General features: G+C 73.0%; 22 protein-coding genes. 16 read left to right on the forward strand and 6 right to left on the reverse strand.

Annotated features, from left to right (window positions below):
- Window positions 1–133: 133 nt before the first annotated feature.
- From I6A60_RS03955 to ispH, 8 genes are all read left to right on the forward strand, one after another.
- The gene (locus I6A60_RS03955; protein ID WP_203023736.1) at window positions 134–1,468 is read left to right on the forward strand and encodes an aspartate aminotransferase family protein; all 1,335 of its coding nucleotides are present in this window, start codon (window positions 134–136) and stop codon (window positions 1,466–1,468) included.
- 877 nt (window positions 1,469–2,345) lie between these two features.
- Window positions 2,346–3,176 (forward strand): SDR family oxidoreductase, encoded by an 831-nt coding sequence (locus I6A60_RS03960; RefSeq protein WP_013427024.1) that lies wholly within the window; start codon window positions 2,346–2,348, stop codon window positions 3,174–3,176.
- 176 nt (window positions 3,177–3,352) lie between these two features.
- The gene (hpnC, locus tag I6A60_RS03965) at window positions 3,353–4,588 is read left to right on the forward strand and encodes a squalene synthase HpnC (RefSeq protein WP_203023735.1); all 1,236 of its coding nucleotides are present in this window, start codon (window positions 3,353–3,355) and stop codon (window positions 4,586–4,588) included.
- Window positions 4,585–5,514, forward strand: a complete 930-nt coding sequence (hpnD, locus tag I6A60_RS03970) for a presqualene diphosphate synthase HpnD (protein ID WP_203023734.1) — start codon at window positions 4,585–4,587, stop codon at window positions 5,512–5,514. Before hpnC ends, hpnD begins: the two co-directional genes overlap by 4 nt.
- Window positions 5,511–7,139, forward strand: coding sequence for a hydroxysqualene dehydroxylase HpnE (gene hpnE / locus I6A60_RS03975; protein ID WP_203023733.1), 1,629 nt, complete (start codon window positions 5,511–5,513; stop codon window positions 7,137–7,139). Before hpnD ends, hpnE begins: the two co-directional genes overlap by 4 nt.
- Complete coding sequence (locus tag I6A60_RS03980; RefSeq protein ID WP_203023732.1) at window positions 7,136–8,152, forward strand: polyprenyl synthetase family protein; 1,017 nt, start codon at window positions 7,136–7,138, stop codon at window positions 8,150–8,152. The genes hpnE and I6A60_RS03980 overlap by 4 nt, the downstream gene beginning before the upstream one ends.
- 80 nt (window positions 8,153–8,232) lie before the next feature.
- Window positions 8,233–10,554: a squalene--hopene cyclase gene (gene shc / locus I6A60_RS03985; protein WP_203042450.1), complete on the forward strand. Its 2,322-nt coding sequence runs from the start codon at window positions 8,233–8,235 to the stop codon at window positions 10,552–10,554.
- The gene (ispH, locus tag I6A60_RS03990; protein WP_203021920.1) at window positions 10,551–12,266 is read left to right on the forward strand and encodes a 4-hydroxy-3-methylbut-2-enyl diphosphate reductase; all 1,716 of its coding nucleotides are present in this window, start codon (window positions 10,551–10,553) and stop codon (window positions 12,264–12,266) included. The genes shc and ispH overlap by 4 nt, the downstream gene beginning before the upstream one ends.
- A 63-nt stretch (window positions 12,267–12,329) precedes the next feature.
- On the opposite strand, the gene I6A60_RS03995 is transcribed toward ispH, so the two are convergent.
- A complete protein-coding gene (locus I6A60_RS03995) occupies window positions 12,330–12,911 on the reverse strand; it encodes a helix-turn-helix domain-containing protein (protein ID WP_203021919.1) in 582 nt (193 codons plus the stop codon).
- A gap of 728 nt (window positions 12,912–13,639) precedes the next feature.
- On the opposite strand from I6A60_RS03995, the gene hpnH reads away from it, so the two are divergent.
- Entirely contained in the window at window positions 13,640–14,641 is a 1,002-nt protein-coding gene (gene hpnH, locus I6A60_RS04000) for an adenosyl-hopene transferase HpnH (protein ID WP_203021918.1), read from the forward strand.
- Between the two features lie 391 nt (window positions 14,642–15,032).
- Here hpnH and I6A60_RS04005 read toward each other — a convergent pair whose 3' ends face one another.
- Together I6A60_RS04005 and I6A60_RS04010 are read right to left on the reverse strand one after the other, a co-directional pair.
- On the reverse strand, window positions 15,033–15,689 hold the full coding sequence (locus tag I6A60_RS04005; RefSeq protein WP_374113406.1) for a TetR/AcrR family transcriptional regulator: 657 nt from the start codon (window positions 15,687–15,689) through the stop codon (window positions 15,033–15,035).
- 188 nt (window positions 15,690–15,877) lie between these two features.
- Complete coding sequence (locus I6A60_RS04010) at window positions 15,878–17,527, reverse strand: MFS transporter (protein WP_238434719.1); 1,650 nt, start codon at window positions 17,525–17,527, stop codon at window positions 15,878–15,880.
- A 233-nt stretch (window positions 17,528–17,760) separates the two neighbouring features.
- On the opposite strand from I6A60_RS04010, the gene ureG reads away from it, so the two are divergent.
- Both ureG and I6A60_RS04020 read left to right on the forward strand, forming a co-directional pair.
- Window positions 17,761–18,579, forward strand: a complete 819-nt coding sequence (gene ureG / locus I6A60_RS04015) for an urease accessory protein UreG (RefSeq protein WP_203021917.1) — start codon at window positions 17,761–17,763, stop codon at window positions 18,577–18,579.
- Window positions 18,580–18,721: 142 nt separating this feature from the next.
- Window positions 18,722–19,690, forward strand: coding sequence for an urease accessory protein UreD (locus I6A60_RS04020; protein WP_203021916.1), 969 nt, complete (start codon window positions 18,722–18,724; stop codon window positions 19,688–19,690).
- A gap of 46 nt (window positions 19,691–19,736) precedes the next feature.
- Here I6A60_RS04020 and I6A60_RS04025 read toward each other — a convergent pair whose 3' ends face one another.
- On the reverse strand, window positions 19,737–20,387 hold the full coding sequence (locus I6A60_RS04025) for a class F sortase (protein WP_307873515.1): 651 nt from the start codon (window positions 20,385–20,387) through the stop codon (window positions 19,737–19,739).
- Window positions 20,384–20,833 carry a hypothetical protein gene (locus tag I6A60_RS04030; RefSeq protein WP_203021915.1) on the reverse strand — a complete coding sequence of 150 codons (450 nt, stop codon included), beginning with the start codon at window positions 20,831–20,833 and terminating at the stop codon, window positions 20,384–20,386. Before I6A60_RS04030 ends, I6A60_RS04025 begins: the two co-directional genes overlap by 4 nt.
- A gap of 269 nt (window positions 20,834–21,102) precedes the next feature.
- Here I6A60_RS04030 and I6A60_RS04035 point away from each other — a divergent pair, with 269 nt between their 5' ends.
- The 3 genes from I6A60_RS04035 to I6A60_RS04045 all read left to right on the forward strand — a co-directional run bounded on the left by I6A60_RS04035 (window position 21,103) and on the right by I6A60_RS04045 (window position 24,186).
- Complete coding sequence (locus tag I6A60_RS04035; protein WP_203022949.1) at window positions 21,103–21,696, forward strand: hypothetical protein; 594 nt, start codon at window positions 21,103–21,105, stop codon at window positions 21,694–21,696.
- A 139-nt stretch (window positions 21,697–21,835) separates the two neighbouring features.
- Complete coding sequence (locus tag I6A60_RS04040; protein WP_203022950.1) at window positions 21,836–23,509, forward strand: ATP-binding protein; 1,674 nt, start codon at window positions 21,836–21,838, stop codon at window positions 23,507–23,509.
- Window positions 23,506–24,186 carry a response regulator transcription factor gene (locus tag I6A60_RS04045; protein WP_203022951.1) on the forward strand — a complete coding sequence of 227 codons (681 nt, stop codon included), beginning with the start codon at window positions 23,506–23,508 and terminating at the stop codon, window positions 24,184–24,186. Before I6A60_RS04040 ends, I6A60_RS04045 begins: the two co-directional genes overlap by 4 nt.
- Here I6A60_RS04045 and I6A60_RS04050 read toward each other — a convergent pair.
- Window positions 24,176–24,919, reverse strand: coding sequence for an urease accessory protein UreF (locus tag I6A60_RS04050; RefSeq protein ID WP_238434720.1), 744 nt, complete (start codon window positions 24,917–24,919; stop codon window positions 24,176–24,178). The two genes, I6A60_RS04045 and I6A60_RS04050, sit on opposite strands and share 11 nt — an antisense overlap.
- 30 nt (window positions 24,920–24,949) lie before the next feature.
- Here I6A60_RS04050 and I6A60_RS04055 point away from each other — a divergent pair, with 30 nt between their 5' ends.
- Both I6A60_RS04055 and I6A60_RS04060 read left to right on the forward strand, forming a co-directional pair.
- The gene (locus tag I6A60_RS04055; RefSeq protein ID WP_203022952.1) at window positions 24,950–25,342 is read left to right on the forward strand and encodes a hypothetical protein; all 393 of its coding nucleotides are present in this window, start codon (window positions 24,950–24,952) and stop codon (window positions 25,340–25,342) included.
- 201 nt (window positions 25,343–25,543) lie between these two features.
- Window positions 25,544–26,440, forward strand: a complete 897-nt coding sequence (locus I6A60_RS04060) for a phytanoyl-CoA dioxygenase family protein (RefSeq protein WP_203022953.1) — start codon at window positions 25,544–25,546, stop codon at window positions 26,438–26,440.
- Window positions 26,441–26,579: the final 139 nt, after the last annotated feature.

Consider the following 26,579-nt stretch of genomic DNA (forward strand, 5'->3'; position numbering starts at 1 on the left):
GTCCGCGGCCTCAACCTCGGGTTTCCTTAGGGGCGAGAATTTCCATCGGCCGGCGAACGGCGCACGGGTACGCTCTCGGACCCTCGATCAGGCCCTCGATGACAGGCCGTGGGCGGCAAGGAGGCAGCGGGTCATGACCAGCAGCACCTACGACGACGACCGCAAGCACGTCTTCCATTCCTGGTCGGCGCAGGCGGCGCTGACCCCGCTGGTGGTGAACCGGGCCGAGGGCAGCTGCTTCTGGGACGAGTCCGGCCGGCGCTACCTGGACTTCTCGTCCCAGCTGGTGAACGCCAACATCGGCCATCAGCATCCGAAGGTGATCGAGGCGATCATCGAGCAGGCCGGCAAGCTGACCACGATCGCCCCGTTCCATGCGAACGAGGCCCGTTCGGAGGCGGCCCGGCTCATCGCGTCGCATGCGCCCGGCGACCTGGACAAGGTCTTCTTCACCAACGGCGGCGCCGAGGCGACCGAGAATGCGGTGCGGATGGCCCGGCTCGTCACCGGCCGTCACAAGATCCTCACGACATACCGCTCGTATCACGGCGCCACCGGCGGCTCGATCGTCCTGACCGGCGAGCCGCGCCGCTGGGCCAGCGAGCCCGGCATCCCGGGCGTGGTCCACTTCCACGGCCCGTACCCGTACCGCTCGCCGTTCTACGCGGACAGCGTCGAGCAGGAGGGCGAGCGGGCGCTCGCGCACCTCACCGAGGTGATCGCCCTGGAGGGCCCGCAGACCGTCGCCGCGGTGCTGCTGGAGACGGTCGTCGGCACGAACGGCATCCTCGTACCGCCGGATGGCTACCTGGCCGGGGTGCGCGAGCTGTGCGACCGGCACGGCATCCTGCTGATCCTGGACGAGGTGATGTCCGGCTTCGGGCGGTGCGGCGAGTGGTTCGCCGCCGATCACTGGAACGTCGTCCCCGACCTGATCTGCTTCGCCAAGGGCGTGAACTCGGGCTACGTCCCGCTGGGCGGCGTCATAATGGGCCCGAAGGTCGCGGACGCGTTCGCCACTCGCCCCTACCCGGGCGGCCTCACCTACTCCGGCCATCCGCTGGCCTGCGCCGCCGCGGTCGGCTCGATCCGGGCGTTCGAGGAGGAGGGCATCGTCGAGCACGCCCGGATGCTCGGAACCGACGTCATCGGCCCGGAGCTGGCCAAGTTCGCCGTCAACCACCCGAGCGTCGGCGAGGTCCGCGGCCTCGGGGTCTTCTGGGCGATCGAGCTGGTCCGTGACCGCGAGACCCGCGAGCCGCTCGTCCCGTTCAACGCGGCCGGCCCCGACGCGGCCCCGATGGCAGCCTTCATCGGAGCCTGCAAGGAACGCGGCCTCTGGCCCTTCACCCACTTCAACCGGACCCACGTCGTCCCGCCGTGCACCATCACCGTCGACGAGCTCCGCGAGGGCCTGGCCATCCTCGACGACGCCCTTACCGTCGCCGACAGCTACTACACGGGCTGAGGCAGCCCGAGTCATCCCTGGTGGTCGGGAAACCCCAGGACTGGTGACCACCAGGGATGACTCACCTACCGGCTTACGGTCCCCTTCGCTCGTGCCGTGACGGATCTCACCCGCACCCCCGTCGACCCCCGAAAAAGTCTGTGGCCTGCCCGGATGTGCCAACTCCACCCGGAGAGCCCCTTTTGATCTTGTTTGTCCGGGACGGTAGGGTTGTGTCCGTGCGGCAGCCGTTTCCCCATCCGGACCGTGACCCGTGTTGGGATCCGTGGTCGCGCCAGCCCGAAGGCGCCAAGGGTTCCTGCCTCCGGATGGTGGATGCGTCAGGGGGCATCTCTTTCGTCGTTCGCCCCGGAGACCCGGTGGCCCTCGGATCGGTGTGAGCGGCCCGTTGTCGGTGGGCGACGATTGTCACAACGGCGTCACAGTTGTGTCCCGCCGGATGTCCGGGCGATGTCCGTATCACAGCCATGGTGTCTGCATCATGTCGCCGCTGTGTCATTCCGGCCCGATTCACAGCCGTAAATCAAATGAATGGTTGGCCGGGCGCCGCAAGATGCGCTCTGGGTAATCGTTCCGTACCCTTCGGTGGACGGGTATCGGCCGTGCGCCATCGGCGTAGGTGCCTGATGTCATCCACCTGACCATGGACTGGATCGTCGGGGGGCGGTGAAATGATGGGGCTGCCCTTGGCGGGTGTGGCGTCGACGCGGACCCGCGACTCGAGGATGGCCGCAAGGGTGTTGTCGGGCAGTTGGGATTTCTGGGGGGTCGTCACGTCTCCCCGTCACCCTGGGTGGGTGGCCCCGCGACCGCCGGCCGCGACGCGGTCGGACGCACAGTGGGCCTGGCGCCCGACGCGACCGGAGGTGTTTAAGGCGTGAGCACCCGCTCTCGTCCTGCTGTCCAGGATCGGGCTTCCCGGCCGGTGATCAGCAGGGCTCGGGCGGCCGCGTCCGCTCCCTGGCCACCGCGGACGGCACTCGTCACCGGTGCCTCCAGCGGGATCGGCCGCGCGGCCGCACTCCGGCTGGCCCAGGACGGCACCAAGACTCTCTTGGTCGGCCGCAACGGAGTCGCCCTCGACGAGGTTGCCGCCGCGACTGGCGGCCACCGGTTCGCGACCGACCTGACCGCGGTGGGGGCGGAGACCGCGGTCGCCTCCCGGGCCACCGAACTGCTCGGTGACGTCGACCTGCTGGTCCTGTCGGCGGGTATCGGCGCGGCAGGTCCGTTCGAGGTGATGTCCCCGAACGCGCTGCGAGACCTGGTCACCGTCAACGTGCTCGCGCCGATGATGTTGGTCCGCGCGGTCCTGCCGGCGATGCTCGACCGCGGCGAGGGCCGCATCCTGCTGGTCGGCAGCGTCGCGGGCGCGCTGGGGGTGCGGGGCGAGGTGGCCTACTCCGCGAGCAAGGCGGCACTGGTGGGCTTCGCCGACGCGCTGCGCTCCGAGGTGCGAGGTCGCGGCATCGTGGTGACGCTTTGCTTACCAGGCGCCGTGGACACACCGTTCTTCCACCGCCGCGGTGCCCCGTACGTCCGCCGTTGGCCCAAGGCGATGCCCCCGAGCCGGGTCGCGGACCGCATGCTTGCCGGCGTCGCGCGCGGCAGCGCCGAGGTGTGGGTGCCAGGCTGGATGTCCCTGGCCGCGCGCGTGCACGGAGCGGCGCCGCCGCTCTACCGCAGGTTGGCGAACGTGTTCGGATAGCGAGCGCCGGTCGCCGGCCCGCCGTCGGCGACCTCACGCCGCCCTGACCCGGCGCGCGCCCACCGGCCCGGCTTCCCCTCGACCCCTCAGCAGCGGGCGGACCCGTGCCAACCCCCCCCGACCAGGAACCTGGCCGCGGCCGCGGGTCCCCGAGACTTCAGGAGAACGAGAGGCGCATGACCCCCATCGACGCCCGGACCGCCGCCCCCGGCCGGCGGGCAGAGCCGGCCGGTATCACCGATATCGCGACCTCCACCGATGAGGTGCTGCGTGCCGCGTACGGCGAGAACTTCCCGGTGTCGCCCGTGGTGCTGCCCGCCGCCATCCGTGAGCACTTCAAGGCCATCTACGGGTTCGCCCGGCTGGTCGACGACATCGGCGACGAGGCCCCCGGCGACCGGCTCGCCCTGCTCGACGAGCTCGCGGCCGACCTGGAGCGGATCTGGACCGGCGCGGGGCCGACGCTGCCCGTGCACCAGCGGCTGGCGACGACGGTGGCGGCCTGCGACCTGCCGCCCGAGCCGTTCCTGCGGCTGATCGAGGCGAACCGGCTGGACCAGCGGGTCGACCGGTACCCGACCTTCGACGACCTGCTGCGCTACTGCACCCTGTCGGCCGACCCGATCGGGCGCATGGTGCTCGGCGTGCTCGGCCGGGCGACGCCCGACCGGCTGATCCTCTCCGACCGGGTGTGCACCGCGCTGCAGATCGCCGAGCACCTGCAGGACGTCGCCGAGGACTACGCGGCCGGGCGGATCTACCTGCCGCTCGAGGACCTCGACACCTTCGGCGTCGCCGAGAGCGACCTCGCCGCCCCGACCGCGTCGCCGGCGCTGCGCAACCTGATGGCCTTCCAGGTCGCCAGGGCCACCACGATCCTCGACCAGGGCGCACCGCTGGCCAGCCTGCTGGACGGCCGGATGAGGCTGGCCATCGCCGGCTTCATCGGAGGTGGCCGCGCGGCGCTGCACGCGGTCCGCCAGGCCGGCTACGACGTGCTCGGCGGCGCGCCGAAGGCGAGCAAGCCGCGGCTGGCCGGCGCCGCCCTGTGGGTCGCGGTCCGTTCGTACTCGCCGTCGATGCGTGCCGGCGCCGCCGGGGCCGGCGGCCTGCCACCGTTGTGCGAGCCGCCGCCGCCGTCCCCGAACCCGGCTCGGGCCACGGCCGGCGCCGCTTCCGCGGTTTCCGCTGCGGCCGTGACGGAACCGGCGCCCGCGACGGCGAAGGACCTGGCCGCCACCTCGGTGCCGGCCCCGACCGTGGCAGTGACCACCCTTTCGGGCGTAGTGACCGGCGCCGAGCTGGGGAACACCGAGAGCAGGTCCGTGAACGGGCCGGCCAGCGCCTGGCCTGCGATGACTGAGGCTGACAGCCGGCACAGCCGGCGAGGTGACGAGGGGGAGGCCTCATGACCGCCGCCGCGTCCCGACCCACGGTGACCGAGGCATACGCCGCCTGCGAGGAGATCACCAAGCAGGCCGCGAAGAACTTCTCCTACGGGATCAGGCTGCTGCCGGCGGACCGGCGCGCCGCGCTGTCGGCCGTCTACGCGTTCTCCCGCCGCCTGGATGACATCGGCGACGGAGACCTCCCGGACGACCAGAAGATCGAGGGGCTGGCCAAGGCACGCGCCGACATCCGCGGCCTCGACCCGAACAGCTCCGACCCGGTGCTCGTCGCGCTCGCCGACGCCGCGAAGCGCTTCCCGATCCCGCTGGAGGCGTTCATCGAGCTCGCGGACGGCGTCGAGAGCGACATCGTCCCGAGCACCTACGACACGTTCGACGACATGGTCGGCTACTGCCGGCTGGTCGCCGGCACGATCGGCCGCCTCTCGCTCGGCATCTTCGGCACGACGGAAGCCGCCGGGCGCCGGGACGCCCCCGCAATCGCCGACGCGCTCGGCGTCGCGCTGCAGCAGACGAACATCCTGCGCGACGTGCGGGAGGACCTGCTGGGCGGACGGACCTACCTGCCGCAGGCGGAGCTCGCCGCGGCCGGGGTGAAGCTGGCCGTCGACGCGGACGGCGTCCTCGGCGGCCCGCAGGACGCGCTCGTCGACTACCTGCGAATGGGCACCGCGCGGGCCGAGGAGTGGTACTCCCGCGGCCTGGTGCTGCTGGACCTCCTCGACCGGCGCAGCGCCGCCTGCTGCGGTGCCCTCGCCGGGATCTACCTGCGGCTCAACCGCCGGATTCAGGCCGAGCCGTCAGCTGTGCTGACCCAGCGGGTGTCACTGCCCGCCCGGGAGAAGGCCATGGTCGCCGCCCGCAGCCTGGCTGGCCGGCCCGAGCGTGCCCGCCCGGCGGCTCCGGGTACGGGAGGTGTGGCCCCGTGACGAGTGAGACACACGTGGCACGGCCGCGGGTGGTCGTCGTCGGCGGCGGCCTGGCCGGCCTGACCGCGGCGCTGGTGGCCGCGGACAGCGGTGTCGACGTGGTGCTGCTGGAGGCCCGGCCCCGGCTGGGCGGCGCGACCGCGTCGTTCGACCGCAAGGGCCTGTGGGTGGACACAGGGCAGCACGTGTTCATGCGCTGCTGCACGGCCTACCGGGGCTTCCTGAGCCGGCTCGGCGTCGAGCACCAGACCACGCTGCAGGAGCGGCTGGACGTCCCGGTGCTGCTCGGGGACCGGCTCGGCACGCACGCGAGGCTGCGCCGGACGAAGGCCAGGCTGCCGGCGCCGCTGCACCTCGCCCCCGCGCTGCTCGGCTACAAGGCTCTGGCGCCCGCCCAGCGGGTCACCGCGGCGCTGGCCGCGTTCCAGCTCGGCCGCCTCGACCAGCGCTCGCCGGCCGTCGACGGCCGGTCGTTCGGTGACTGGCTGTCGGCGCATCGGCAGGGCCCGACGGCCACCGAGACGCTCTGGGAGCTGCTCACCGTCGCCACGCTGAACGTGCCGGCGGGCGAGGCCTCGCTGGGCCTCGCGGCGAAGGTGGTGCGCACCGGGCTTCTGGAGCGGGCCGACGCGGCCGACATCGGCTGGGCTGACGTGCCGTTGCAGCAGCTGCACGGCGAGGCCGCGGCCAAGGCGCTGGCCGACGCCGGCGCCGACGTGCGCACCAACGTGAAGGTCCGCTCGATCACCCGGACGGACGCCGGCTACGAGGTGGCGATCGCGAGCGGCGCCGGTCGGTCCGACGCCGCGGTGCTGGCCGCCGACGCGGTGGTGCTCGCCGTGCCACCGCAGGCCGCCGCGGAGCTGCTGCCGCCCGGAGCCCATCCGGACCCGGCGGGCCTGACGGAGCTGGGCACCTCGCCGATCGTGAACATTCACATGATCTTCGACCGCAAGGTGATCGACGGGCCGTTCCTGGCCGTCACCGGTTCGCCGATTCAGTGGATCTTCGACCGCACCGGGGCGTCCGGCCTGTCCGGTACCGGCACGGCGCCGCCAGGTTCGCAGTACGTGGCGCTGTCCCAGTCGGCCGCCGAGCCGTGGATCGACCGGCCGGCCGGCGAGCTCGGTGACGAGTTCGTCGCCGAGATGCGCCGCATCCTGCCCGCGGCGCGGGACGCCGAGCTCGTCGAGGTCTTCGTGACGAGAGAGCGCACGGCAACGTTTCGCCAGGCGCCCGGATCGCTCGCTCTTCGCCCGGGAGCGGCCACCGCTCTGCCCGGGTTCGCCCTGGCCGGCGCGTGGACCGACACCGGCTGGCCGGCGACCATGGAGGGAGCTGTGCGTAGCGGGCTCGCTGCTGCCCGTGAGACGCTGGCCAGCGTGGGGGTGAACGCACGCGAGCCGGGGACGGTTTCGGGCGATGTCACCTGGCCGCGTCTGAGGACCACGCCGACCAGATCAGACGTTCAGCCCACCAGCCCACCAGTCCCGGCGCAGCCCACCTTGGCCGCCAAGGCCACCACCGCGCCCGGGAGCGAGACCGTGACCGATCTCGGTGCCTCGACGGGTACCAGTTCGGCATCCACTCCGACCACGAACAGCGTTGGGAGTAACCCGGCATGACCATGACGGTTCCGGAGGCCATCGAGCGTGGTCGGACGCTAACCGTTCCCGCGTTGCGCCAGACGGTCGCGCGGCTGCACCCGCGTCTTCGGCACGTCGTCGAGTACCACCGCGGCTGGGTCGACGCGGACGGCAACCCGCAGCCCGGCGGCGGCGGCAAGCTCGTCCGCCCGGCGCTCGCGCTGCTGTCCGCCGAGGCGGCGGGGCAGCCCGCGGAGGTCGGCCTGCCCGCCGCCGTCGCGGTCGAGCTGGTGCACGACTTCTCGCTGCTGCACGACGACCTGATGGACGGCGACACCGAGCGTCGGCACCGGCCGACCGCGTGGACGGTCTTCGGCGCGGACGGCGCGATCCTCGCCGGCGACGCGCTGCTGGGCCTGGCGACGCAGGTCCTGCTGGAGGTCGAGGGCGAGCCGGGCCGCAAGGCGGCGGTGATCCTGGGCGCTGGCGTGCAGGACCTGGTCCGCGGCCAGGCCGAGGACCTGCTGTTCGAGAGCCGCTCGGACGTCACGGTCGCCGAGACGCTGCATATGGAGGACGGCAAGACCGGCGCCCTGCTGGCCTGTGCCGCCTCGTTGGGCGCGGTGCTCGCCGGTGCGCCCAAGGAGGTCGTCGACGGCCTCGCCGAGTTCGGGTCACGCCTCGGCACCGCCTTCCAGCTGATCGACGACCTGCTCGGCATCTGGGGCGACCCGGCCGTCACCGGCAAGCCGGTGCTGTCCGACCTGCAGTCCCGCAAGAAGTCGGTGCCGGTCGTCGTCGCCCTTGAGGCCGGCGGCCCGGACGCGGACGAGCTGCGGGCCTTCCTCGTGAGCGAGGGCGACCGGCCGACCGAGGACCTGGAGCGGATCGCGGCGCTGGTCGAGCGGGCCGGCGGCCGTGACTGGACCACCGCCGAGGCGGACCGCCAGCTCAAGACCGCCGGCGCGGTGCTGCGCTCGTTGTCCCTGCCGCAGCAGGCCGAGGCAGAGCTGCTTGCCCTGGCCCGATTCGTGACCGAACGCGACTGCTGAGGAGGGTGCGGCGAGCGCGCACCTGGGCCCCCAACCTGGGCCTTTGATGCTCCCCACCCGAGCCCGGAGGAGATTCGGCTATGAGCCTGACCTCGGACCCGTCCCCGGCGACGCCGGCGACGCAGCCGACGTCCGCGCGGCCGGGGTCCCTTTCGGATCGGCGCAGCCGATCCGAAAGGTCCGCCGTTGCCGGGCCCGTGCTGGTGACCACCCGGCCCGTGGCCCCGACAGCCAAGAGCGGGGCCGCGGCCCCGACGGCCAAAAGTGCCGCCGTGACCCCGGTGGCCACGAGCGGCGCTGTTGCCCCAATGGCCACGAGCGGGCCAGCGCTGCTGCCCGACCTCGCGACTGACCTGGCGGACCCGACCGGTCCGCTGGCCGGCGCGGCGTCGGCCACGGTCCGTGCGGCCGGCGGCGCGGGGACGCGCGCCCCGCAGACCGGCCAGCTCGGCTCCACCGAGCTGGCCGGGCCCCAGGCCGACCAGGTCGCCGAACGGGCGGCCGCGGTGCTGGGCCGCGCGCGCGACCACCTCCTTGGCCTGCAGTCCGAGGCCGGCTGGTGGAAGGGGGAGCTCGAGACCAACGTCACGATGGACGCCGAGGACCTCATGCTCCGCCAGTTCCTCGGCATCCTGCCGCCGGAGCTGGCCGCCGAGACTGGCCGCTGGATCCGGTCGAAGCAGCAGGACGACGGTGGCTGGCCGACCTTCCACGGCGGCCCGTCGGACCTGTCGACCACGTTCGAGGCCTACGTCGGCCTGCGGCTGGCCGGCCACCTGCCGGACGAGCCGCACATGCTGGCCGCCGCGTCGTTCGTGCGGGCGCACGGCGGCCTTGCCGCGACGCGGGTCTTCACCCGGATCTGGATGGCGCTGTTCGGTGAGTGGCCGTGGGACGAGGTCCCGGTGCTGCCGCCCGAGCTGGTGCTGCTGCCGAGCTGGGTGCCGCTTAACGTCTACGACTTCGGGTGCTGGGCCCGCCAGACGGTGGTGGCGCTGACGATCGTCGGTCACTTCCGGCCGGTCCGGTCGCTCGGCTTCTCGATCGACGAGCTGCGGGTCGCGGCGGTGCGTCCCGACCGGGCACCCCTGGTCAGCTGGACGGGTGTGTTCCAGCGGCTGGACGCCGGGCTGCGCCGTTACCAGCGCCACCCGGTGAAGACACTGCGAGAGCTGGCCCTGCGCCGAGCGACCGAGTGGGTGCTGGCCCGCCAGGAGGCCGACGGCGGCTGGGGCGGAATCCAGCCGCCCTGGGTCTACTCGATCATGGCTCTGCACCTGATGGGCTACTCGATGGACCATCCGGTGCTGGTCGCGGCCCTCGACGGCCTGGAGACCTTCACCGTCCGCGAGCAGGTTCGTGAGGGCGACGAGGTCGTCACGGTCCGCCGGCTGGAGGCCTGCCAGTCTCCGGTCTGGGACACCGCGCTCGCCGTCGTGGCGCTCGCCGACGCGGGGCTCGACGCCCGCCACCCGGCGATGCGCAAGGCCGGCGAATGGCTGGTCCGCGAGGAGGTCACCGTTCCGGGCGACTGGCGGGTCCGCCGGCCGAACCTGGAGCCCGGTGGCTGGGCGTTCGAGTTCGCCAACGACATCTACCCGGACGTCGACGACACGGCCGAGGTGGTCCTCGCGGTCCGCCGGCTGCTGGGGTCCGGCTGGGACGACGTCGATCCCACGTTCGCGAAACAGGCCAGAGCGTCCGTCGAGCGGGCGGTCAACTGGTCGGTCGGGATGCGTTCGGCGAACGGCGCCTGGGGTGCCTTCGACGCGGACAACGTCCGCGAGCTGGCGACGAAGATCCCGTTCTGCGACTTCGGCGAGGTGATCGACCCGCCCAGCGCGGACGTCACCGCGCACATGGTCGAGATGCTCGCCGACCTGGGCCGGGCCGACCACCCGGTCACCCAGCGCGGGGTGCGCTGGCTGCTGGACGACCAGGAGCCAGGCGGCTCGTGGTTCGGCCGCTGGGGGGTCAACCACGTGTACGGGACCGGCGCGGTCGTACCCGCGCTGATCTCGGCAGGCGTGGCCGCCGACCATCCGGCGATCCGCTCGGCGGTGCGCTGGCTGGTCGCCCACCAGCACCCCGACGGCGGGTGGGGCGAGGACCTGCGGTCCTACCAGGACGACGCCTGGGTGGGCCGCGGCGAGCCGACCGCCTCGCAGACCGCGTGGGCCCTGCTCGCGCTGCTCGCCGCCGACCCGATGAACGAGGCGGTCGGCCGCGGCGTGCGCTGGCTGTGTGACACCCAGCTGCCCAATGGCACCTGGGACGAGCCGTACTACACCGGCACCGGCTTCCCCTGGGACTTCTCCATCAACTACCACCTGTACCGGCTGGTCTTCCCGTTGACGGCTCTCGGCCGGTACGTGACCCTCACCGGGCGGTCCGCGGCATGAGCAGCAGCATCTCTGCATCCGAGAACACCGGCGATCGACGTCATACTGGCGGCCCGCCGACGGCGGGGGAGGCGTCCGCGTCCTCCCCACCCGAGAGCGCGGCCGCCGAGGCGCAGGCACGGGCCGTTCCACGGATCCCGAAACAGGCGGTCGGCACCGGCCCCAGCTGGAAGCCGGGGCGCCCGCCGCGCCGGTCCAGGCTGGCCGTGGCCGCGGCGCTGCGGCTGGAGGCACTCGCCGCCGGCCGGTCCGGGCTACCGACGGACGCCGTCGTCGTGCGCACCGGCATGGGCCCTGAACGCGCCAGCCGGGCCAACCAGGCGGTGCGCGCGGCGAAGCCGGACGCGGTCGCGGTGGTCGGGCTCGGCGGCGGGCTCGCGCCCGGCGTCCGCCCGGGTGACGTCATCGTCGCGAGCGAGGTGCGCACCGGCGACGGCACGGTCACCGGCCGCTGCCCGTCGGCGCCGCTGCTCGCCGGCGAGCTGAGGCGTGCCGGGCTGACCGTGCACATCGGGCCGGTGGTCTCGGTGCCTCGCCTCGCCGTCGGCACCGCGCGCGCGGAGCTCGCCGCGACCGGCGCGATCGCCGTGGACATGGAGTCGGCCTACCTGTCGCCGAGCGCGGCCGGCAAGCCGTTCGCCGTCGTCCGGGTGATCGTCGACACGGCGGCCGAGCCGCTCGGCCGGATCGACCTGGCCCGCCGCGGTGTCTCCGGCCTGCGCACGCTGCGCAGGCTCGGCGGGCCGCTGGGCGCCTGGGCGGCGGCCGTCGGGCAGCGCCGGGTGCTGCTGGCTGAGCCGCGCGCGTTCTGCGCCGGCGTCGAGCGGGCCATCGAGGTGGTCGAGCGGGCGCTGGAGCTGCACGGAGCGCCGGTCTACGTCCGCAAGCAGATCGTGCACAACACCCACGTGGTCAACGATCTGGCCAGCCGCGGCGCGGTCTTCGTCGACGAGCTCGACGAGGTCCCACCGGGCGCGACCGTCGTCTTCTCCGCGCATGGGGTCGCCCCGGCGGTGCACGTCGAGGCCGCCGGCCGCAACCTCGACGTGATCGACGCGACCTGCCCGCTGGTGGAGAAGGTGCACGCCGAGGCGCGCCGGTTCACCGCCCGCGGTGACACGGTGCTGCTCATCGGCCACGCCGGCCACGAGGAGGTCGACGGCACGCTGGGTGAGGCGCCGGGGCGGATCACCCTGGTCGAGTCGGCCGAGGACGTGCCGTCGCTGCAGGTCGAGGACCCGGAGCGGGTCACGTACCTGATGCAGACGACCCTGGCGGTGGACGAGGCCGAGGAGGTCGTGGACGCGCTGAAGGCCCGGTTCCCGGCGATCGTCGGGCCCGGCTCGGCGGACATCTGCTACGCGACGTCCAACCGGCAGAACGCGGTGCGCCGGGTCGCGAGCGAGGCGGACCTCGTGCTGGTGGTCGGGTCGGAGAACAGCGCGAACTCGCGCCGGCTCGCCGAGGTCGCCCGCCGTGACGGCGTCGCGTCACACCTGGTCGAGAGCGTCGACGAGGTGCGGCTGGACTGGCTCGCCGGCGCGGACACGATCGGGATCTCGGCCGGTGCCTCGGCGCCGCCGAGCCTGGTGCACGAGCTGGCCGACGCGCTCGCCGGGCTCGGCGCCACCACGGTGGCGACGCGGTCGATCGGCACGGAGTCGATCGCCTTCACGCTGCCCAAGGAGGTTCGCCGCCCGCAGGGCGGCTGACCCGGCGGCCCCGCGGCTCCGGTAGTGCGACCGCCGCCCGTGCGCCGACCGTTCGGCGCGCGGTCAGGTGGCCGGGCTCGCCGGGCGCAGGTCCGTGGGGGTCTCGGTGCGGGGCGTCTCGTCGGCTGGCGTCCCGTCGGCTGGGTTCTCAGTGGCCGAGGGCTCGCGGGTCGTCCTGACGACCTCGCGGGGGTCGTCGATCAGGTGGCCGGCCGCGCAGACGTGCTGGACGCGGACGGGCGCGCCGCAGCCGACGTGGGTGAACGTGGCCGGGGGGCCGGCCTCGTCGGACAGATGGCGGTCGCCCCACTGGCGCAGCGCGGTCAGCACCGGGCTGAGCTCGCGGCCGGCCTGGGTGAGCCGGTACTCCGGGCGGGCCCGGGTGCCGTCCTCCCGGTAGCTCACCCGGTCGAGCACACCGGCCCGCACCAGGTTCGCCAGCCGGTCGGTGAGGACGGCGCGGGGGGCCCCGGTGGCGGCCTGGATGGCGTCGAAGCGACGGACACCCAGGGTCACCTCGCGGATCACCAGGAGCGACCAACGCTCGCCGACGATCTCCAGGGCGCGGGCGATCGAGCAGGGGCGTGGGGCCGTCAGGAGTGGCGGGGTGCCCGCGCGGCTCGGTGGGGTAGCGGGTGCCTCCATGACAAGCAAGTCTAGTTGCCCCACCTGGCTAGGTTCATGGATCGAACCCAGATCGTCGAACCGGATCGACCGACAGGTGTCCGGCTGGGTGGAGTGGGGAACTGATGCTTCGGTGGGTGTGAGAGAGCCCGTCCGAGGATCAGGTCCGCCCGATGATCTCGCCGCGTGGGCCTCCCGGCCGTATTCATGCCGACCACAGATGCCGGATTCCCTATCCAACTGCGGTCTTCGCCCGATCTCGGGGAAGCCTGGGGGATCCAACCGCGCGGGCCTAGGGATCAGTTCGTGGAAGGTGAGAATCGACTGCTCGGTAGAAGGTAGGATCGGCCGCTCCGCGGAACGTTCCTGGGGGCTCGCGCGCCCTCGGCGCTGGCGACACGTTCCCCGCCAGGCCGGGTCACTCGAGGTGGGTGTCGGGATGACGACTTCGTCAAGTGGCGGGTTTACCGGGCGTGACACAGACTGCGTCTGCATCGCTGTCCGTGAAAGTGGTGCGCGCCTAGTGCGGATGGCCCGGCCCCGAAACCCACGAAATGGGCGCGGACGGTAGCCAGTCGCGGCCGGGGCGAGATCGTCGTCGTGGATTTACCTGATCGACATGCGCGTTCGACATACAGCTTGTATGTTGCCCCTGGGGTCGACATACAGCCTGTACGTACTCGCTGTATGGTGATCCCCAACGACCCCAGGTCACCACCGGGCGGCCTGACGAGAGGGGGACATCCGCCGTGGCGGTTCAGTGGCGCTACCAGGTGCGTGTCGGGTCCTACCTGGTCAAGCAGAAGATCCAGCGAAAGAAGTACTTCCCGCTCGTGCTTGAGCTGGAACCGCTCTTCGCCTGCAACCTGTCGTGCACCGGCTGCGGGAAGATCCAACACCCCGCAAACGTGCTCAAGCAGCGGATGAGCGTCGAGGACGCTCTGGCCGCGGTCGAAGAGTGTGGTGCACCGGTGGTCGCGATCGCCGGCGGTGAGCCGCTCATGCACCCTCAGATCCACGAGATCGTCAATGAGCTCACCAAGCGCAAGAAGTTCGTCATCCTGTGCTCGAACGGCCTGCTGCTGCGCAAGAAGCTGAAGAACTTCACACCGAGCCCTTACTTCACGTTCATGCTGCATGTGGACGGACTTCGTGATCGGCACGACGCGATCGTGGAGAAGGAAGGCACCTTCGACGAGTGTGTCGAGGCCTTCAAGGCGGCGAAGGCCGCGGGCTTCCGGGTCGGCACCAACTCGACGTTCTTCAACAACGACAGCCCGCAGGACGTCATCGACATCCTGACCTTCCTGAACGACGACCTCAAGGTCGACGCGATCCAGCTCTCACCTGGCTACGCCTACGAGAAGGCGCCGGACCAGGAGCACTTCCTCGGGGTGCAGGAGACGCGGGAGATGTTCTCCAAGGTCTTCTCCGAGGGCCGGCGCAAGAAGTGGCGGCTGAACCACTCGCCGGTCTTCCTGGACTTCCTGGAGGGCAAGCGCGAGCTGGCCTGCACCGCGTGGGGTATTCCCAGTTACTCCCTGTTCGGCTGGCAGAAGCCGTGCTACCTGATGAGCGACGGCTATGTCGGTTCCTACAAGGAGCTCACCGAGACCACCGACTGGGACAAGTACGGCCGTGGCAAGGACCCGCGCTGCGCCAACTGCATGGCGCACTGCGGCTACGAGACCTCTGCCGTACTGGCCACGATGGGTTCCCTGAAGGAAGGGCTCCGCGCGGTCCGCATGTGAGCTGGGGCGCGGAGCGCCCCAGCGGGTCGGACGCTCCGCGCCCGCCCCAACCTTGATTGTCGGCTGAGGCGGAAAGTCGAGGGTCGGCCGCTGTCCAGGGTCGGTGTCTTGGCTGGATGGCGACTGTCGGACGCTTCGCGGCCGACGGTCGCTCCGCCTTGGCTGGGTTGCGATTGTCGGGCGCTGCGCGCCGACGGGGAATTGCTATGGCTGGGTTTCGCCTGATGGTTGCGTAGAAGAGATCGGTGCAAGGAAGGCTCGTTCCCACCCGGGGACGGGCCTTTCCTGTTTTGACGACTACTGGACGGTCGCGGGTGGGCGACAGCGGCCGCGCCGGAATAGCGGAAATGGGGCCAGGGCGTCTGAGGGCCCGGGGCGTCCGGGACGGGCCTCAGAGGGGTTGGGGGGCGGGGCGGGCGTTGTGGACGAGGCCGGACAGGAGGCGGTCGAGGACGACGCCGGTCTCGCGGCGGGCCTGTGACGGGTCGGCGGAGCGGGCGACGTAGAGGCTTGCTTCGGCGAGCAGCGCCGTGACCAGCCGGGTCAATGGCGCGACCGGAATCGGGTCGATCACCTCCTCGGCGATGGCGCGCTCCAGCCATTCCGAGAGCAGCCCGTAGCCGTGCTTCTCGACCAGCGTGTTCCAGGCGTCGTTGCCGAGCACGGCCGGGCCGTCGACCAGCACGATCCGCTGGAAGTCCGTATCCGTCCTGGTGGAGAAGTCCAGCAGCGACTGGAAGCCTCGACGCAGTTGCGTCCAGGCGTCGCCACCGATCGTCGCCTCCAGCTCACTCTTGACGAGAGCGGTCGCGACCTCGCTCGCGACCTCCTTCATCACCTCACGGAACAGGTCCGCCTTGTCGCGGAAGTGGTGGTACAGAGCGCCCCGGGTGACGCACGCATCGGCGACGATCTCCTCGGTGCCCGTGGCCACATATCCCTGTTCCGCGAACCGCCGGCGCGCGGCGGCAACCAACGCCGTTCGTGTTTCCAACGACCGGTTGTCCGGCGTGCGGTCACTCGCTCGGGCGTTGTCCGCCGTGCGCAGATCCTGGCGGGCCCTCGTCACACCTCGATTATGGTGCACAGACCGCTGGCCTTTCACCTCGAACACCCCTGAGGTGGCCGGCTGAAACCCGTCCGGAACACTGCGTGGAATCACGGGGCGGTCAGCGGCGGGCGCGCCCGTCCAAGTGGATTTCGCGGCAGGAACGAGTGGCCCCCGCTGGCAGTCCGTTACGGACTTGACGCGACCTGCTGTGGGCCGGCCGCGAGTGGCACGTCCTCGGTAGTCGTCGCGAGGCGGGTCTCCCGGATCAGCAGCATCGCGACGAGCCCGACCAATGCCAGTGGCACGGCGTACAGCCAGACGTGCCCGACGGCGTCACCGTAGGCGTGACTGACCACGGCCGCGACCGGCGCGGGCAGTCTGGCCAGGTCTGGCACACCGTGCGTATCCGCGACGGCGTTCGCGGGCAGGCCGGCCGAGGCGAGCCCATGGCCGGTCCGGCTGGCGGCCAGATTTCCCAGCAGCGCCCCGAGCGCGGCGACCCCCGCGGTCGAGCCGAGGCTGCGGAAGAAGGCGACCACGCCGCTCGCGGCACCGAGGTCGCCACGCGCGGCGCTGTTCTGCACGGCGACCATGAGGTTCTGCTGGGTCATACCGATGCCGACGCCGACCAGGGCCAGATAGGCGCAGACCGCGACCAGCGGGGTGCCGGCGCGAATGGTCGCGAACAGCACCTGACCGCCGCACATGCAGAGGGCCCCGGCGACGAGGATGCCCTTCCAGCGGCCGGTCCGGGTGATGGCTCGTCCGGCGAGGTTGGCCGAGACCGCCGAGCTGACGACCATCGGCGCGGTCAGCAGGCCGGAGACGGTCGGCGTCTCGCCGCGACCCAGCTGGAAGTACTGGCTGAACAACAGCGGCACGGTGACCGTCACGGCGCCCGTCGCGATGACGCCGGTCACCGCGAGCACGATGGTCCGGTCCCGGAACAGTCGTGGCGGCACGATCGGCTCCGCCACCCGGGTCTCCACCACGACGGCGAGCAGCAGCGTGGCCGCCCCACCGAGCAGCAGCGCCAGCCCGGTACCCGACAGCCAGTCGACCAGGTCCCCGCCGAGCGTCAGCCACAGCAGCAGCAGGCCCACGCCACCCGGGATGAGGATGGCGCCGAGGTAGTCGATGCGCACCGGACGCCGCTCGGTCGGCAGCCGGAGCGTGCGGACCAGCAGCACGAAGGCGACCACCGCGACCGGGACGCAGATGTAGAAGCACCAGCGCCAGCCGAGCCCAGGGGTGTCGACGATCACACCGCCGACCAGCGGGCCGGAGATGTTCGAGACGGCGAACGCGGCACCGATGTAGCCGTTGTAGCGGGCCCGCTCCCGGGCCGGGACCATCGCCGCGATCGCCACCTGCGTCAGCGAGCTGGTACCGCCTGCGCCGACGCCCTGCACCCCGCGCGCGGCGATCAGCCAGGCGGAGGAATGGGAGAGCCCGGCGAGGCAGGACCCGATCGTGAACAGGGTGAGAGCCAGCAGGAGCAGGATCTTCGGGTTCAGCAGGTCGGACAGCTTTCCCCAGAGCGGCACGGTCGCCGTCATCATCAGCAGCGTCATCGCCGCGACCCAGGTGTAGTCGGTCGAGCTTCCGTGCAGGTCGGCCATGATGCGCGGCAGCGCGTTCGCCACGACGGTGCCGGCGATCATCGTGACGAACAGTCCCAGCACCAGCGCCCAGACGGCCTGGCTGATCTCCCGCTGCGTCATCGGCCGGTACTCCGGACCGGACGAGTGAGCCGTGGCCGTCGCCTCCGCTGGCGTGGGGTCGTCTTCGGGCGCCGGACCCTGGCTGGCCGAGCGTTCCGCGGACGTCGTCATGGTCGGTCCTCGGAGGTAGGCGGGGTTCTGTGGAGCGGATCGAACCTAACCGGAAGGAATGCTTCCGCGCGCAGATCCGTCGCGTTTGCCACGTCCCACCCAAGTCCGGCCCGCGCGCCCCCGTGGCCGGAGTAACGGAGGTGTCATCCCCGGGGCCTAGGCTGACGTCAGCGGCGGGAGCTCCCCAGGAGCGAGCCGCGCCAGCAGCGCGGATACGAGACCGGGAGGCGTCGGTGCACCTCGACCACGATCACCACGAGCATGGTTCCTCGCTGCTCGGTGGCGTCCAGGGTTCCGGGGGTTCGGCCGGCCCGGGGCTGACGGCGGCGTGGCGGACGGCCGCGCCGGCGGCGCCGCGGGCGGTTCCCGCCGGCCGGGCGCTGCGCATCGGGATCGGCGGGCCGGTCGGCAGTGGCAAGACCGCGCTCGTCGCGGCGCTCTGCCGCGCGCTGGCGGACAAGGTGGACCTGGCCGTCGTCACCAACGACATCTACACGACCGAGGACGCCGACTTCCTGCGTCGCGCCGGAGTGCTGGACCCGGCCCGGATCCGCGCGGTCGAGACCGGCTGCTGCCCGCACACGGCGATCCGTGACGACATCACGTCCAACCTGGACGCCGTCGAGGACCTGGACGCTGCCTTCGGCCCACTGGACCTCATCCTCGTGGAGTCCGGCGGCGACAACCTGACCGCGACCTTCAGCTACGGACTGATCGACCGGCAGATCTTCGTCGTGGACGTCGCCGGCGGTGACAAGGTGCCGCGCAAGGGTGGCCCCGGCGTCACCAGCAGCGACCTGCTCGTCATCAACAAGACCGACCTGGCCCCACTCGTCGGCGCCGACCTCGGCGTGATGGAGCGCGACGCGACGGCGATGCGGGACGGCCGCCCGGTGCTTTTCACCAGCCTCGTAGAGGACCCGGCGGCGACCGACGTCGCCCGCTGGGTCTTCAGCCAACTCGTCGAGGCCCGGGCCGCCGGCGCCGGCATCTACGAGTCCAACCTCACCCCGCTCGCCTCCGTCGGCCTCGACGTACCCGGCACGCAGTGAGGCTCGGGACCGACGTCGGCCCGCGAGACCGGTGACGGCGCTCGCGGCCTCCGGGCCCGCGCAGACTGGCGGTAGGACGTCGGACAGGCCGGCCACCCGGTCTCCCCTGACGGGCTCGGGTGCTGCCGATGGTGGCCCGACGGTGGTCCGGGCTCACGCCGTCGTGCGGGTCGAGGCCGGCCCCGACGGCTCGGCGCGGGTGACCGAGCTGCGTTCGGCCGTGCCGTTGGTGATGCGGCACACGTCGACCTCCCCGGCCGCTAACCTCGTTCCAGGCCTTCCGGCAGAGGCGCGGCGGCTGGAGGACCTGGTGCCACCGGCGCTGCCGATGGTCACCGTGCACCTGGTCGGCGCGGCCGCCGGTCCGCTGACCGGGGACCAGCTGCGCCTCGACATCAGCGTCGGCACCGGCGTGCGGCTGGTGCTGCGGTCGGTCGCGGCGACGCTCGCGATGCCCGGGCACGGGGCGGGACCGTCGGTGCTGGAGATTCACGCGGACGTCGCCCCCGGGGGCGCGCTCGACCTGCTGCCGGAGCCGACGGTCGCGGTACGCGGCTGCTGGCACCGGATGGTCGGACGGGCGACCGTCGCCGCGGGCGGCTGGCTGCGATGGCGGGAGGAGATCCTGCTCGGTCGGTTCGGCGAGCCTTCCGGCCGGATCGAGACCGATCTACGGGTCGATGTCCGCTCCGCGCCGGCTGGCGGGGACGCGGGGTCCGGTCGCCGCCCGCTGCTGCGTCAACAGCTGGCCCTCGGCCCTGATACCCCGGGCCTGGGCGGCGCGGCGCTGGTGGGCTCGGCCCGGGCCGTCGGCTCCCTGCTGATCGCCGCGCCTCCGGACGACGACGGCGGCGTCCCGACCGGCTCGACCGGAGCCTCGGATCAGGCGCGGGTTCAGGCCTCGGGCCGGACGGAGGGAAGCCCTCTGGGGCGGGCCCCGGCGGTGGGTCTGGCCGGGCTTGGCGTCACCGCGTCGGTGAGCCCGGCCGAGCCGGCGACCGCCGGGCGCGTTCCCGGCGGTGCCGCGGTGCTCCCGCTGGCCGGCCCGGGCGTCCTGGTGACGGCCCTCGCCGACGACGCCGTCACCCTGCGCCGTCACCTAGGGGACTGATTCGCCGCCACCTCGGGGACTGAGAGGTCGGCTGGCGAACGCGGCGCTAGGCGAGGTGCGCGAAGACGACCACGTTGTCGACGTAGTGGCCGGTGGAGTGGTCGAAGACGCCCCCGCAGGTGATCAGGCGGAGCTGGGCGCCCGTTCCCGAGTGGTAGACCTCCTGGTCGGGGAAATCGGCCTTCGAATACTCGGCCGCGCGGTCGACGACGAACTTCGCCGTTGTTCCGTCGGCCCGCTCGACGAGGACCAGCCCGCCCGGCCGCAGGCGGTTGAGGTGGTAGAACACGGCCGGACCGGTCTTCGAGTCGACGTGGCCGGCGATCACGGCGACGCCGTCGTCGCCTGGCTCCGGGCCGGCGTGGTTCCAGCCAACCTCGCTGAACCCGGCCGGAGCCAGGAGGCGCCCGGCCGCGTCCAGACCCAGGGGCACGACGGGCGCCGCCACCCCGATGTCCGGCACGGTCAGCCGGACCGGGTCCGCCGCCTTGCCCGCGGAGCCGCTCCCGGAGCCCGAGCCCACCGAGCCCGAGCCCGCGGCGCCGCTTGTCGAGGCCGGGTCGGCGCCGGTGCGGGCTGGGGCTGTGGTGGCGGAGACCCGGCCCGCGCCGGCCCGCGCGCCGCAGGCGGCGAGTGAGGCCGACGCGAGCACGAGCGCGAGCACCATCGTCAGCCCGGCGGGAAGCCGACCGGTCACCCGCGCGCGCTCACGCGCCGGCGCCGAAGACCGAACATGCCGAGGGCGCCAAGGCCAGCCGCCGCGCCGGCCGCGACCGGAACCACGAGGTCCGCGCTGTGACCCGGGTTCCGCTGGGTGCCGCCGAGGCCGGTGTCAACTCCGCCGCGCGGCTCGACGGCCGCGGGCGTGCGGCCGTCGGCCTGCCCGGGAACGGACGTCAGCTGGGGGACGTCGGCCCGCGGCGGCGTGCCCGTCAGCTGGCGCGGCTCGGCCGGCGCGGGTGTCGGCGCCTGCGGGTCGATCGGGATCGGGGCCGGCAGCGGGGCCCGAGCCGCGGTGGAAGCGGTGGGGGCCGGCGTCGCGGCGCTGGCGGCCGTCGCCGGTAGCACCACGCCCCCGGCCAGGGTGGCGGCGAGCGCGGAGGTCGTGACGAGCCGACGAGTGGCTCGGGAGGTCAGGTTCATCTCTGGGCTGCCTCGATCTCTTTCGGGGCCTCCGGGCCGATGGCGCGCCCGGAGGCCCAGGGCCGGGGGGGGGGGGGGGGGGGGGGGGGGGGCCCGGCGCCGCTCCGGGGGGGGGGGGGGCGCGGCGGGGGGTTCGATCCGGCCGAGACCGAGCCTCTCGGTGGCGAGTGGGCTGACCATGAGACGACGGTGAGAGGCCTCTCATGGAGGAGCCGGTGGCCTCGCCCGGGGGCCGACCCGGCATTCGCGCCTCGCCTACGATGGCGGGCATGGCGGATCACCCGATTGCGCCGGAGCCGGCGGCCGGCCCACCCCTGCCACCGGCCCAGGCTCGTCCCGAGAGCAGCGCGGCAGCCAACGGCAGCGCGGCAATCGAGGACAGCGCGGCAGCCGAGGGCAGCAGCGCGGCGGCCCAGGCCCGACCAGAGGGCAGCGCGGCGGCCAACGGCAGTTCGGCAATCGAGGGCCGCGTGGCGGCCTGGCGGACCAGCCTGGCGGTGCTCGCGCTGTCGGCGGTCGTCGGCGGACTGGTCGCCGGGGTCCTGTCCGCCGCGCACGAGCCGAGCCCGCCGGACCTTGGCGGCCCGATTCTGGCCAAGGGGCCGGTGCCCACCGTGTCCCCGGCTCCCGCTCGGCCGGCGCCGGACGCGACGCCGACGCCGACGATGCTGACGCCCCCGGCGCTGACGCGGGAAGGCCTGGCGAGCAACGCCAGAGCCTCCGCGGCCGCCGAGGTCCCGATCCGCCCAGTCCCGCTGCCGGTCTCCGTGACGGAACCCGGGAGTCTTCAGATCCCGGCGGCGCCCGAATCTGACCCACGGACGGCAGCGCCCGCGCCGGCGTCCGCCAGCGCGACGCCCTAACTCCAGGTCCAGGCGCCTCACAGGCCGCTGGAGATGAGAGCCTTCTCATCGTGTCCTCATCCGCCGCTTTGGTCCGCGCGGCACGCTCGGCGGCATGGCGCGTCGGCGGCCGAGGTCCCACGGGCCGGCGAGCGGGCTGATGAGGATTCGCGCCGTGGCGGGCTCCGCGCGGCTGCGCATCCTCGGCTGGCAGCTGCTGCTCGTCGCGCTCGCGCTGGCCGGCTCGGTGCTGGCCGCGCGCGAGGTGCTGCTCGCGCGGGCCGACGAACGGGTCGACCAGGGCCTGGCCAAGGAGGTCAGCGAGCTGCGCAGGTTCGTGGAGAAGAACGTCGACCCGGCGACGCGGCGTTCACAGTTCACCGACGTGCGCGCGTTGCTGGAGGCGCACCTCGAACGGGCGATCCCCGACCGCAACCAGACGATGCTCGCGCTCGTCGACGGCAAGCCGGTCTTCCGCAGTGCCGAGACACCGCCGTACCGGCTGGACACGGACCCGGCGGCGGTCGTGGCCTTCGTCTCCTCGGCGGCGTCGGGTCGGCCGAGCTACGGCTGGGTGGGAACCCCGGCTGGGGAAGTCCGCTACGTCGCGGTCCCGGTGAGCACGCAGGGCCGGCCCGAGCGCGGCATCTTCGTGTCCGCGGTCTTCGTCGACCGAGAGCGGGCCGAGGTCGACGCGGTCGTCCGGGTGCTGAGCGTGGTCGGGTTCGGCGCGCTGGCGGTCGCGGGCGCCGCCGGCTGGATGGTCGCCGGGCGGGTTCTCGCCCCGGTGCGGATGGTGCGCCGGACCGCCCAGTCGATCACCGAGACGGACCTCTCGCGCCGGATCCCGATCGGCGGCACCGGCCCGCCGCGAGTTGGCCGCCGCTCGGGTCGCGGCGGCCGGGGCACGCGGGGCGACGGTGCCGGCCGTGACGAGATCACGGAGCTGGCGCGCACGTTCAACGGCATGTTGGACCGGCTGGAGGAGGCGTTCGGGACGCAGCGCGCCTTCGTCGACGACGCCGGGCATGAGCTGCGCACCCCGATCACCATCATCCGCGGGCATCTGGAGCTGCTCGGCGACGACCCGGACGACCGGGCCGACACGGTGGCCCTCGTCCTCGACGAGCTCGACCGGATGAGCCGCATGGTCGACGACCTGCTGATGCTCGCGAAGGCCGAGCAGCCCGACTTCCTGCGCCGGGAGGCGGTCGACCTCGCCGCGTTCACCGAGGACCTGTTCGTCAAGGTGCGGGCGCTGGCGCCGCGGGCGTGGCGGTTGGAGGGGGCCGGTGCCGGCCGGCTGCTCGTCGACCGGCAGCGGCTCACCCAGGCGCTGGTGCAGCTGGCCCAGAACGCCACCCAGCACACCGGGCCGGGCGACCCGATCGGGATCGGCTCCGCGGTCGACGGCCGCGTCGCCCGCTTCTGGGTCGCGGACTCCGGCCCCGGCGTGCCGCCGGCCGACCGGGCCCGCATCTTCGAGCGCTTCGCTCGCGGCGCGCGCGCCCGGCCGACCGTGGCGCCGGGCGGGGCCGGTGGCGGCGGAGCGGGACTCGGCCTCGCGATCGTGCGCGCCATCGCGACGGCGCACGGTGGAACGGTGCGGGTCGGCGGCCCGAGCGGGCGCGGGCAGGGTGCCGTGTTCATCCTGGAGCTGAGCCTGCTGCCCGACCACGTGGACCGCGACCACGAGCCGCGTGACGGGGAAGGCCGCGCCGGCGGATCGTGGCCTGCTGGGGTCGAGCCGCCGGAGTTCGCCTCGGGTGACGACGGGCAGCCGAGCGGGTTCGAGGGCCGCGGGGCCGGCAGAGGCGGCGGGAGGCAAGCATGACGAACCGGGTCCTGATCGCCGAGGACGAGCAGCGGATCGCGTCGTTCGTGGCGAAGGGGCTGCGGTCGAACGGCTTCGTCCCGACCTGCGTCGCCGACGGCCAGTCGGCGCTGGAGGTCGCGCTGTCCGGCGAGGTCGACCTGTTGCTGCTCGATCTCGGCCTGCCCGACCTGGACGGCTTCGCCGTGCTACGCCGGCTGCGGGCCGCCGGCTCGCGGCTGCCGGTGGTGGTGCTGACCGCCCGCGACGGGGTGCGTGACACGGTCGCCGCGCTGGAGGGCGGGGCCGACGACTACGTCAGCAAGCCCTTCCGGTTCGAGGAGCTGCTCGCCCGCGTCCGGCTGCGGCTGCGGCCTGACCGCGGGGCCGACCCCGAGCCGACCGTGCTGCGCAGCGGTGACCTCGCCCTGGACCTGCGTACCCGCCAGGCGCGTGTCGGCGACCGAGTGATCGACCTGACGGCGCGGGAGTTCGTGCTGGCCGAGACGTTCCTGCGCCACCCCGGCCAGGTGCTCGCCCGCGAGCAGCTGCTGTCCGCGGTCTGGGGCTACGACTACGACCCGGGCAGCAACATTGTCGACGTCTACGTCGGCTACCTGCGCCGCAAGCTCGGTGCGGCCAGGATCGCGACGGTCCGCGGCATGGGCTACCGGCTGGAGACGGCCGTCAGGACGTGAACATCCGGACCGGGGCGGCGCGGTGGCGCTCGGCGAGCAGGTCGAGGCGGACCGCCGACGGGGCTGGCAGCAGGTCCGGGCTGCCGGCGGCGATCGCGGCCGCGGCCGCGGCGGTCGCGGTGGCCGCGACGTTCTCCAGCTCCATGGCCAGCCGGGCCTGCATCCCCGTGACGGCGAGCGGGTCGAGCCCGAGCAGCCGGGTCGCGGCCGAGGCCGGGCCCGACACCGCGCCGTAGCAGGCGACCAGCGCCGCGTCCGCTGGTTCGAGCCCGGCGGCGGCCGCGACGACGCCCAGGGCGACCGGGTGATGCGGCGCGGCCGGCAGCGCCGCGCCGGCCAGGTCCCAGGCGGCCCGCCCGGCCCGCAACAGCGTCCGGCCCTGCGCCCGGCTCGCGTCCCGCTGAGCGGGGGACGGTGTCCGGGCGTCGAGTTCGGCGTCCAGTGCGGCGAGCAGCTCGCCGTCCTGGCTGGCCTCGCAGGCGGCGGCGGCGAACGCGGCGGACAGCAGGCCCGCCGTCGTCAACCGGCCGCGTAGGAACCCGGCGAGGTCGTCCAGCCCGCGGATGCCCCCGTCGACGATCGCGGCCTCCATTCCGCCCGAGTGCGCATGCCCGCCCGCGGGCAGCCGTCCGTCGGCCAGCACCAGCAGCGCCGCCCTGGCACCCGACCGACCCGCCCGGCCGGCCAGCGCCTGGCCCGACGGGCCAGGTCGTTCGGCCGACATGTCCGTCATCACAGACCTTCCACAAGGTAGTAGTAGATCATGTTCATGATCCAGTCGTCCCGTCGGGGCCCCGCGCCCGTCGCCACGTTCTCCCGCCAGGACATCCTGGCCGCCGAGCTGTCCGGTTCGCGAGGCGGCCGGTCAACTGTGCCGCCGGGCCTGGTTCAGCCGGGTCTGGTTCAGTCCGGCCTGGCACAGCCCGGCCGGGCGCGGGGAATCGCCGTGCTGCTTGCCGCCGGGCTGGTGGTCGGTGGTCTCGCCGGCTGCGGCCAGCATCACCCGCCGAAGCCGACGAACCTGACGTGCGCCGCGAACTACTCGGTGCAGTGGAGCGGCAAGCACGACCGGTGGGAGTGCCTGCCCAACAAGTCGTCGTCGAACAGCGGTAACTCGTCGTCGAACTCGTCTCGTCGCGGCAACCGGCGGCACTGACCTGCGCTGCCGGTGATCCCAGTTACGTCACCCGAGGGTGCTGCTGGTCGGTAATGCGGTCGTAACCGCCGCGTCCTAACGTCAGAGTCGTCAGCGCGCAGGTCGTGCGGGACGCGGGGCGTGGACGCGGCCGCTCGCCCGGGACCTGCCTGACCGAGACCCCGTGACGATCCCCGGGGCCGGACCTCAGGGAGGCTGCGCATGCGTTCGACCGTGCTCGCGACACCGGCGACGTTTGGTGTGTTCGAGGCGGACTGGGCCCGCGACCCGGGCGCCGACGACGCCGAGCCGTCCGCGCTGGCCGAGATCGAGGAGTTCTACCGGGCCTTCGGCTACGTGCTGCTGCGCGGCCTGGTGCCCGAAGAGTTGACGGCGCGGATGGAGGCGGAATGCGCGGCCGTCCAGGCCGACGTGCTGGCCGGGCGGCTGCCCGAGCGGTATGGCTCGACGAAGTACCTGGACGCGGCCGAGAAGGCGGAAAGGTTCGTCAACTACGTCGAGCACGTCCAAGAGCTGTCTCCAGCCGTCCTGGAGACGGCGAAGCTCCCGGCCTTGCTCGCGGTGATCCGCCGGCTGATCGGCGACTCGGCGTGGCTCAACGGCTCCGAGCAGGCCGGCGTCGTCTACCAGGACTCCCGGCCCGGCCGGGAGTCCGGCTACACCCGGATCGGCTGGCATTCCGACTGGCAGGCGATGCCCAGCGTCGACATCTGGCCCGGCCTGGCCTTCACCTTCCATCTGGACGCCACCAGCCCGGCCAACGGATTCCTGCGGGTCGTCCCCGGCAGCAACAACTGGGCGACGCCCGCGCCGTACCGCAACGTCAACAGCGTCGAGGTTCCCGACGACGCCCGCCCGGCCGGCGGCTACACCGACACTCCACCGCCCGTCGAGATGCCGCTCGGCTTCGACAAGATCCCGGGTGAGGTGCCCGTCTACACCGAGCGCGGCGACGTGATCCTGCACGACGGCTACCTCTGGCATTCGGCGTCGCGGGCCACCGACGACGAGGCCGTCCGCCGCCACGTCCGCGGCGGCTACTGGAGCGGCCCCCCAGCCAACTACCGCCCCCAGTTCCTCAAGAACGCCGCCCGCTAGCCCCAACTCGGTCCGGCCCCCGCAGCCTCCGTCGCGTTTGGGCTGGTGGGGCGTGTGGGGGATCTCGGTCGGGGAAGCGACAGGCTGTGTGGGCGGATTCGTCGTGCTGGTGACGCGGGGGGCGTTGCTGCCCGACCTA

It is taken from the genome of Frankia sp. AgB1.9 (genome assembly GCF_016786355.1).
Lineage (GTDB): Bacteria > Actinomycetota > Actinomycetes > Frankiales > Frankiaceae > Pseudofrankia.

Bases quoted from the DNA above. Each gene is read 5' to 3' on its own strand.
- I6A60_RS03955 (WP_203023736.1), top strand. From the start codon at position 134: ATGACCAGCAGCACCTACGACGACGACCGCAAGCACGTCTTCCATTCC.
- hpnC (WP_203023735.1), top strand. From the start codon at position 3,353: ATGACCCCCATCGACGCCCGGACCGCCGCCCCCGGCCGGCGGGCAGAG.
- hpnD (WP_203023734.1), top strand. From the start codon at position 4,585: ATGACCGCCGCCGCGTCCCGACCCACGGTGACCGAGGCATACGCCGCC.
- I6A60_RS03980 (WP_203023732.1), top strand. From the start codon at position 7,136: ATGACCATGACGGTTCCGGAGGCCATCGAGCGTGGTCGGACGCTAACC.
- shc (WP_203042450.1), top strand. From the start codon at position 8,233: ATGAGCCTGACCTCGGACCCGTCCCCGGCGACGCCGGCGACGCAGCCG.
- ispH (WP_203021920.1), top strand. From the start codon at position 10,551: ATGAGCAGCAGCATCTCTGCATCCGAGAACACCGGCGATCGACGTCAT.
- I6A60_RS03995 (WP_203021919.1), bottom strand. From the start codon at position 12,911: ATGGAGGCACCCGCTACCCCACCGAGCCGCGCGGGCACCCCGCCACTC.
- I6A60_RS04010 (WP_238434719.1), bottom strand. From the start codon at position 17,527: ATGACGACGTCCGCGGAACGCTCGGCCAGCCAGGGTCCGGCGCCCGAA.
- I6A60_RS04030 (WP_203021915.1), bottom strand. From the start codon at position 20,833: ATGAACCTGACCTCCCGAGCCACTCGTCGGCTCGTCACGACCTCCGCG.
- I6A60_RS04035 (WP_203022949.1), top strand. From the start codon at position 21,103: ATGGCGGATCACCCGATTGCGCCGGAGCCGGCGGCCGGCCCACCCCTG.
- I6A60_RS04040 (WP_203022950.1), top strand. From the start codon at position 21,836: ATGAGGATTCGCGCCGTGGCGGGCTCCGCGCGGCTGCGCATCCTCGGC.
- I6A60_RS04045 (WP_203022951.1), top strand. From the start codon at position 23,506: ATGACGAACCGGGTCCTGATCGCCGAGGACGAGCAGCGGATCGCGTCG.
- I6A60_RS04050 (WP_238434720.1), bottom strand. From the start codon at position 24,919: ATGACGGACATGTCGGCCGAACGACCTGGCCCGTCGGGCCAGGCGCTG.
- I6A60_RS04055 (WP_203022952.1), top strand. From the start codon at position 24,950: ATGTTCATGATCCAGTCGTCCCGTCGGGGCCCCGCGCCCGTCGCCACG.
- I6A60_RS04060 (WP_203022953.1), top strand. From the start codon at position 25,544: ATGCGTTCGACCGTGCTCGCGACACCGGCGACGTTTGGTGTGTTCGAG.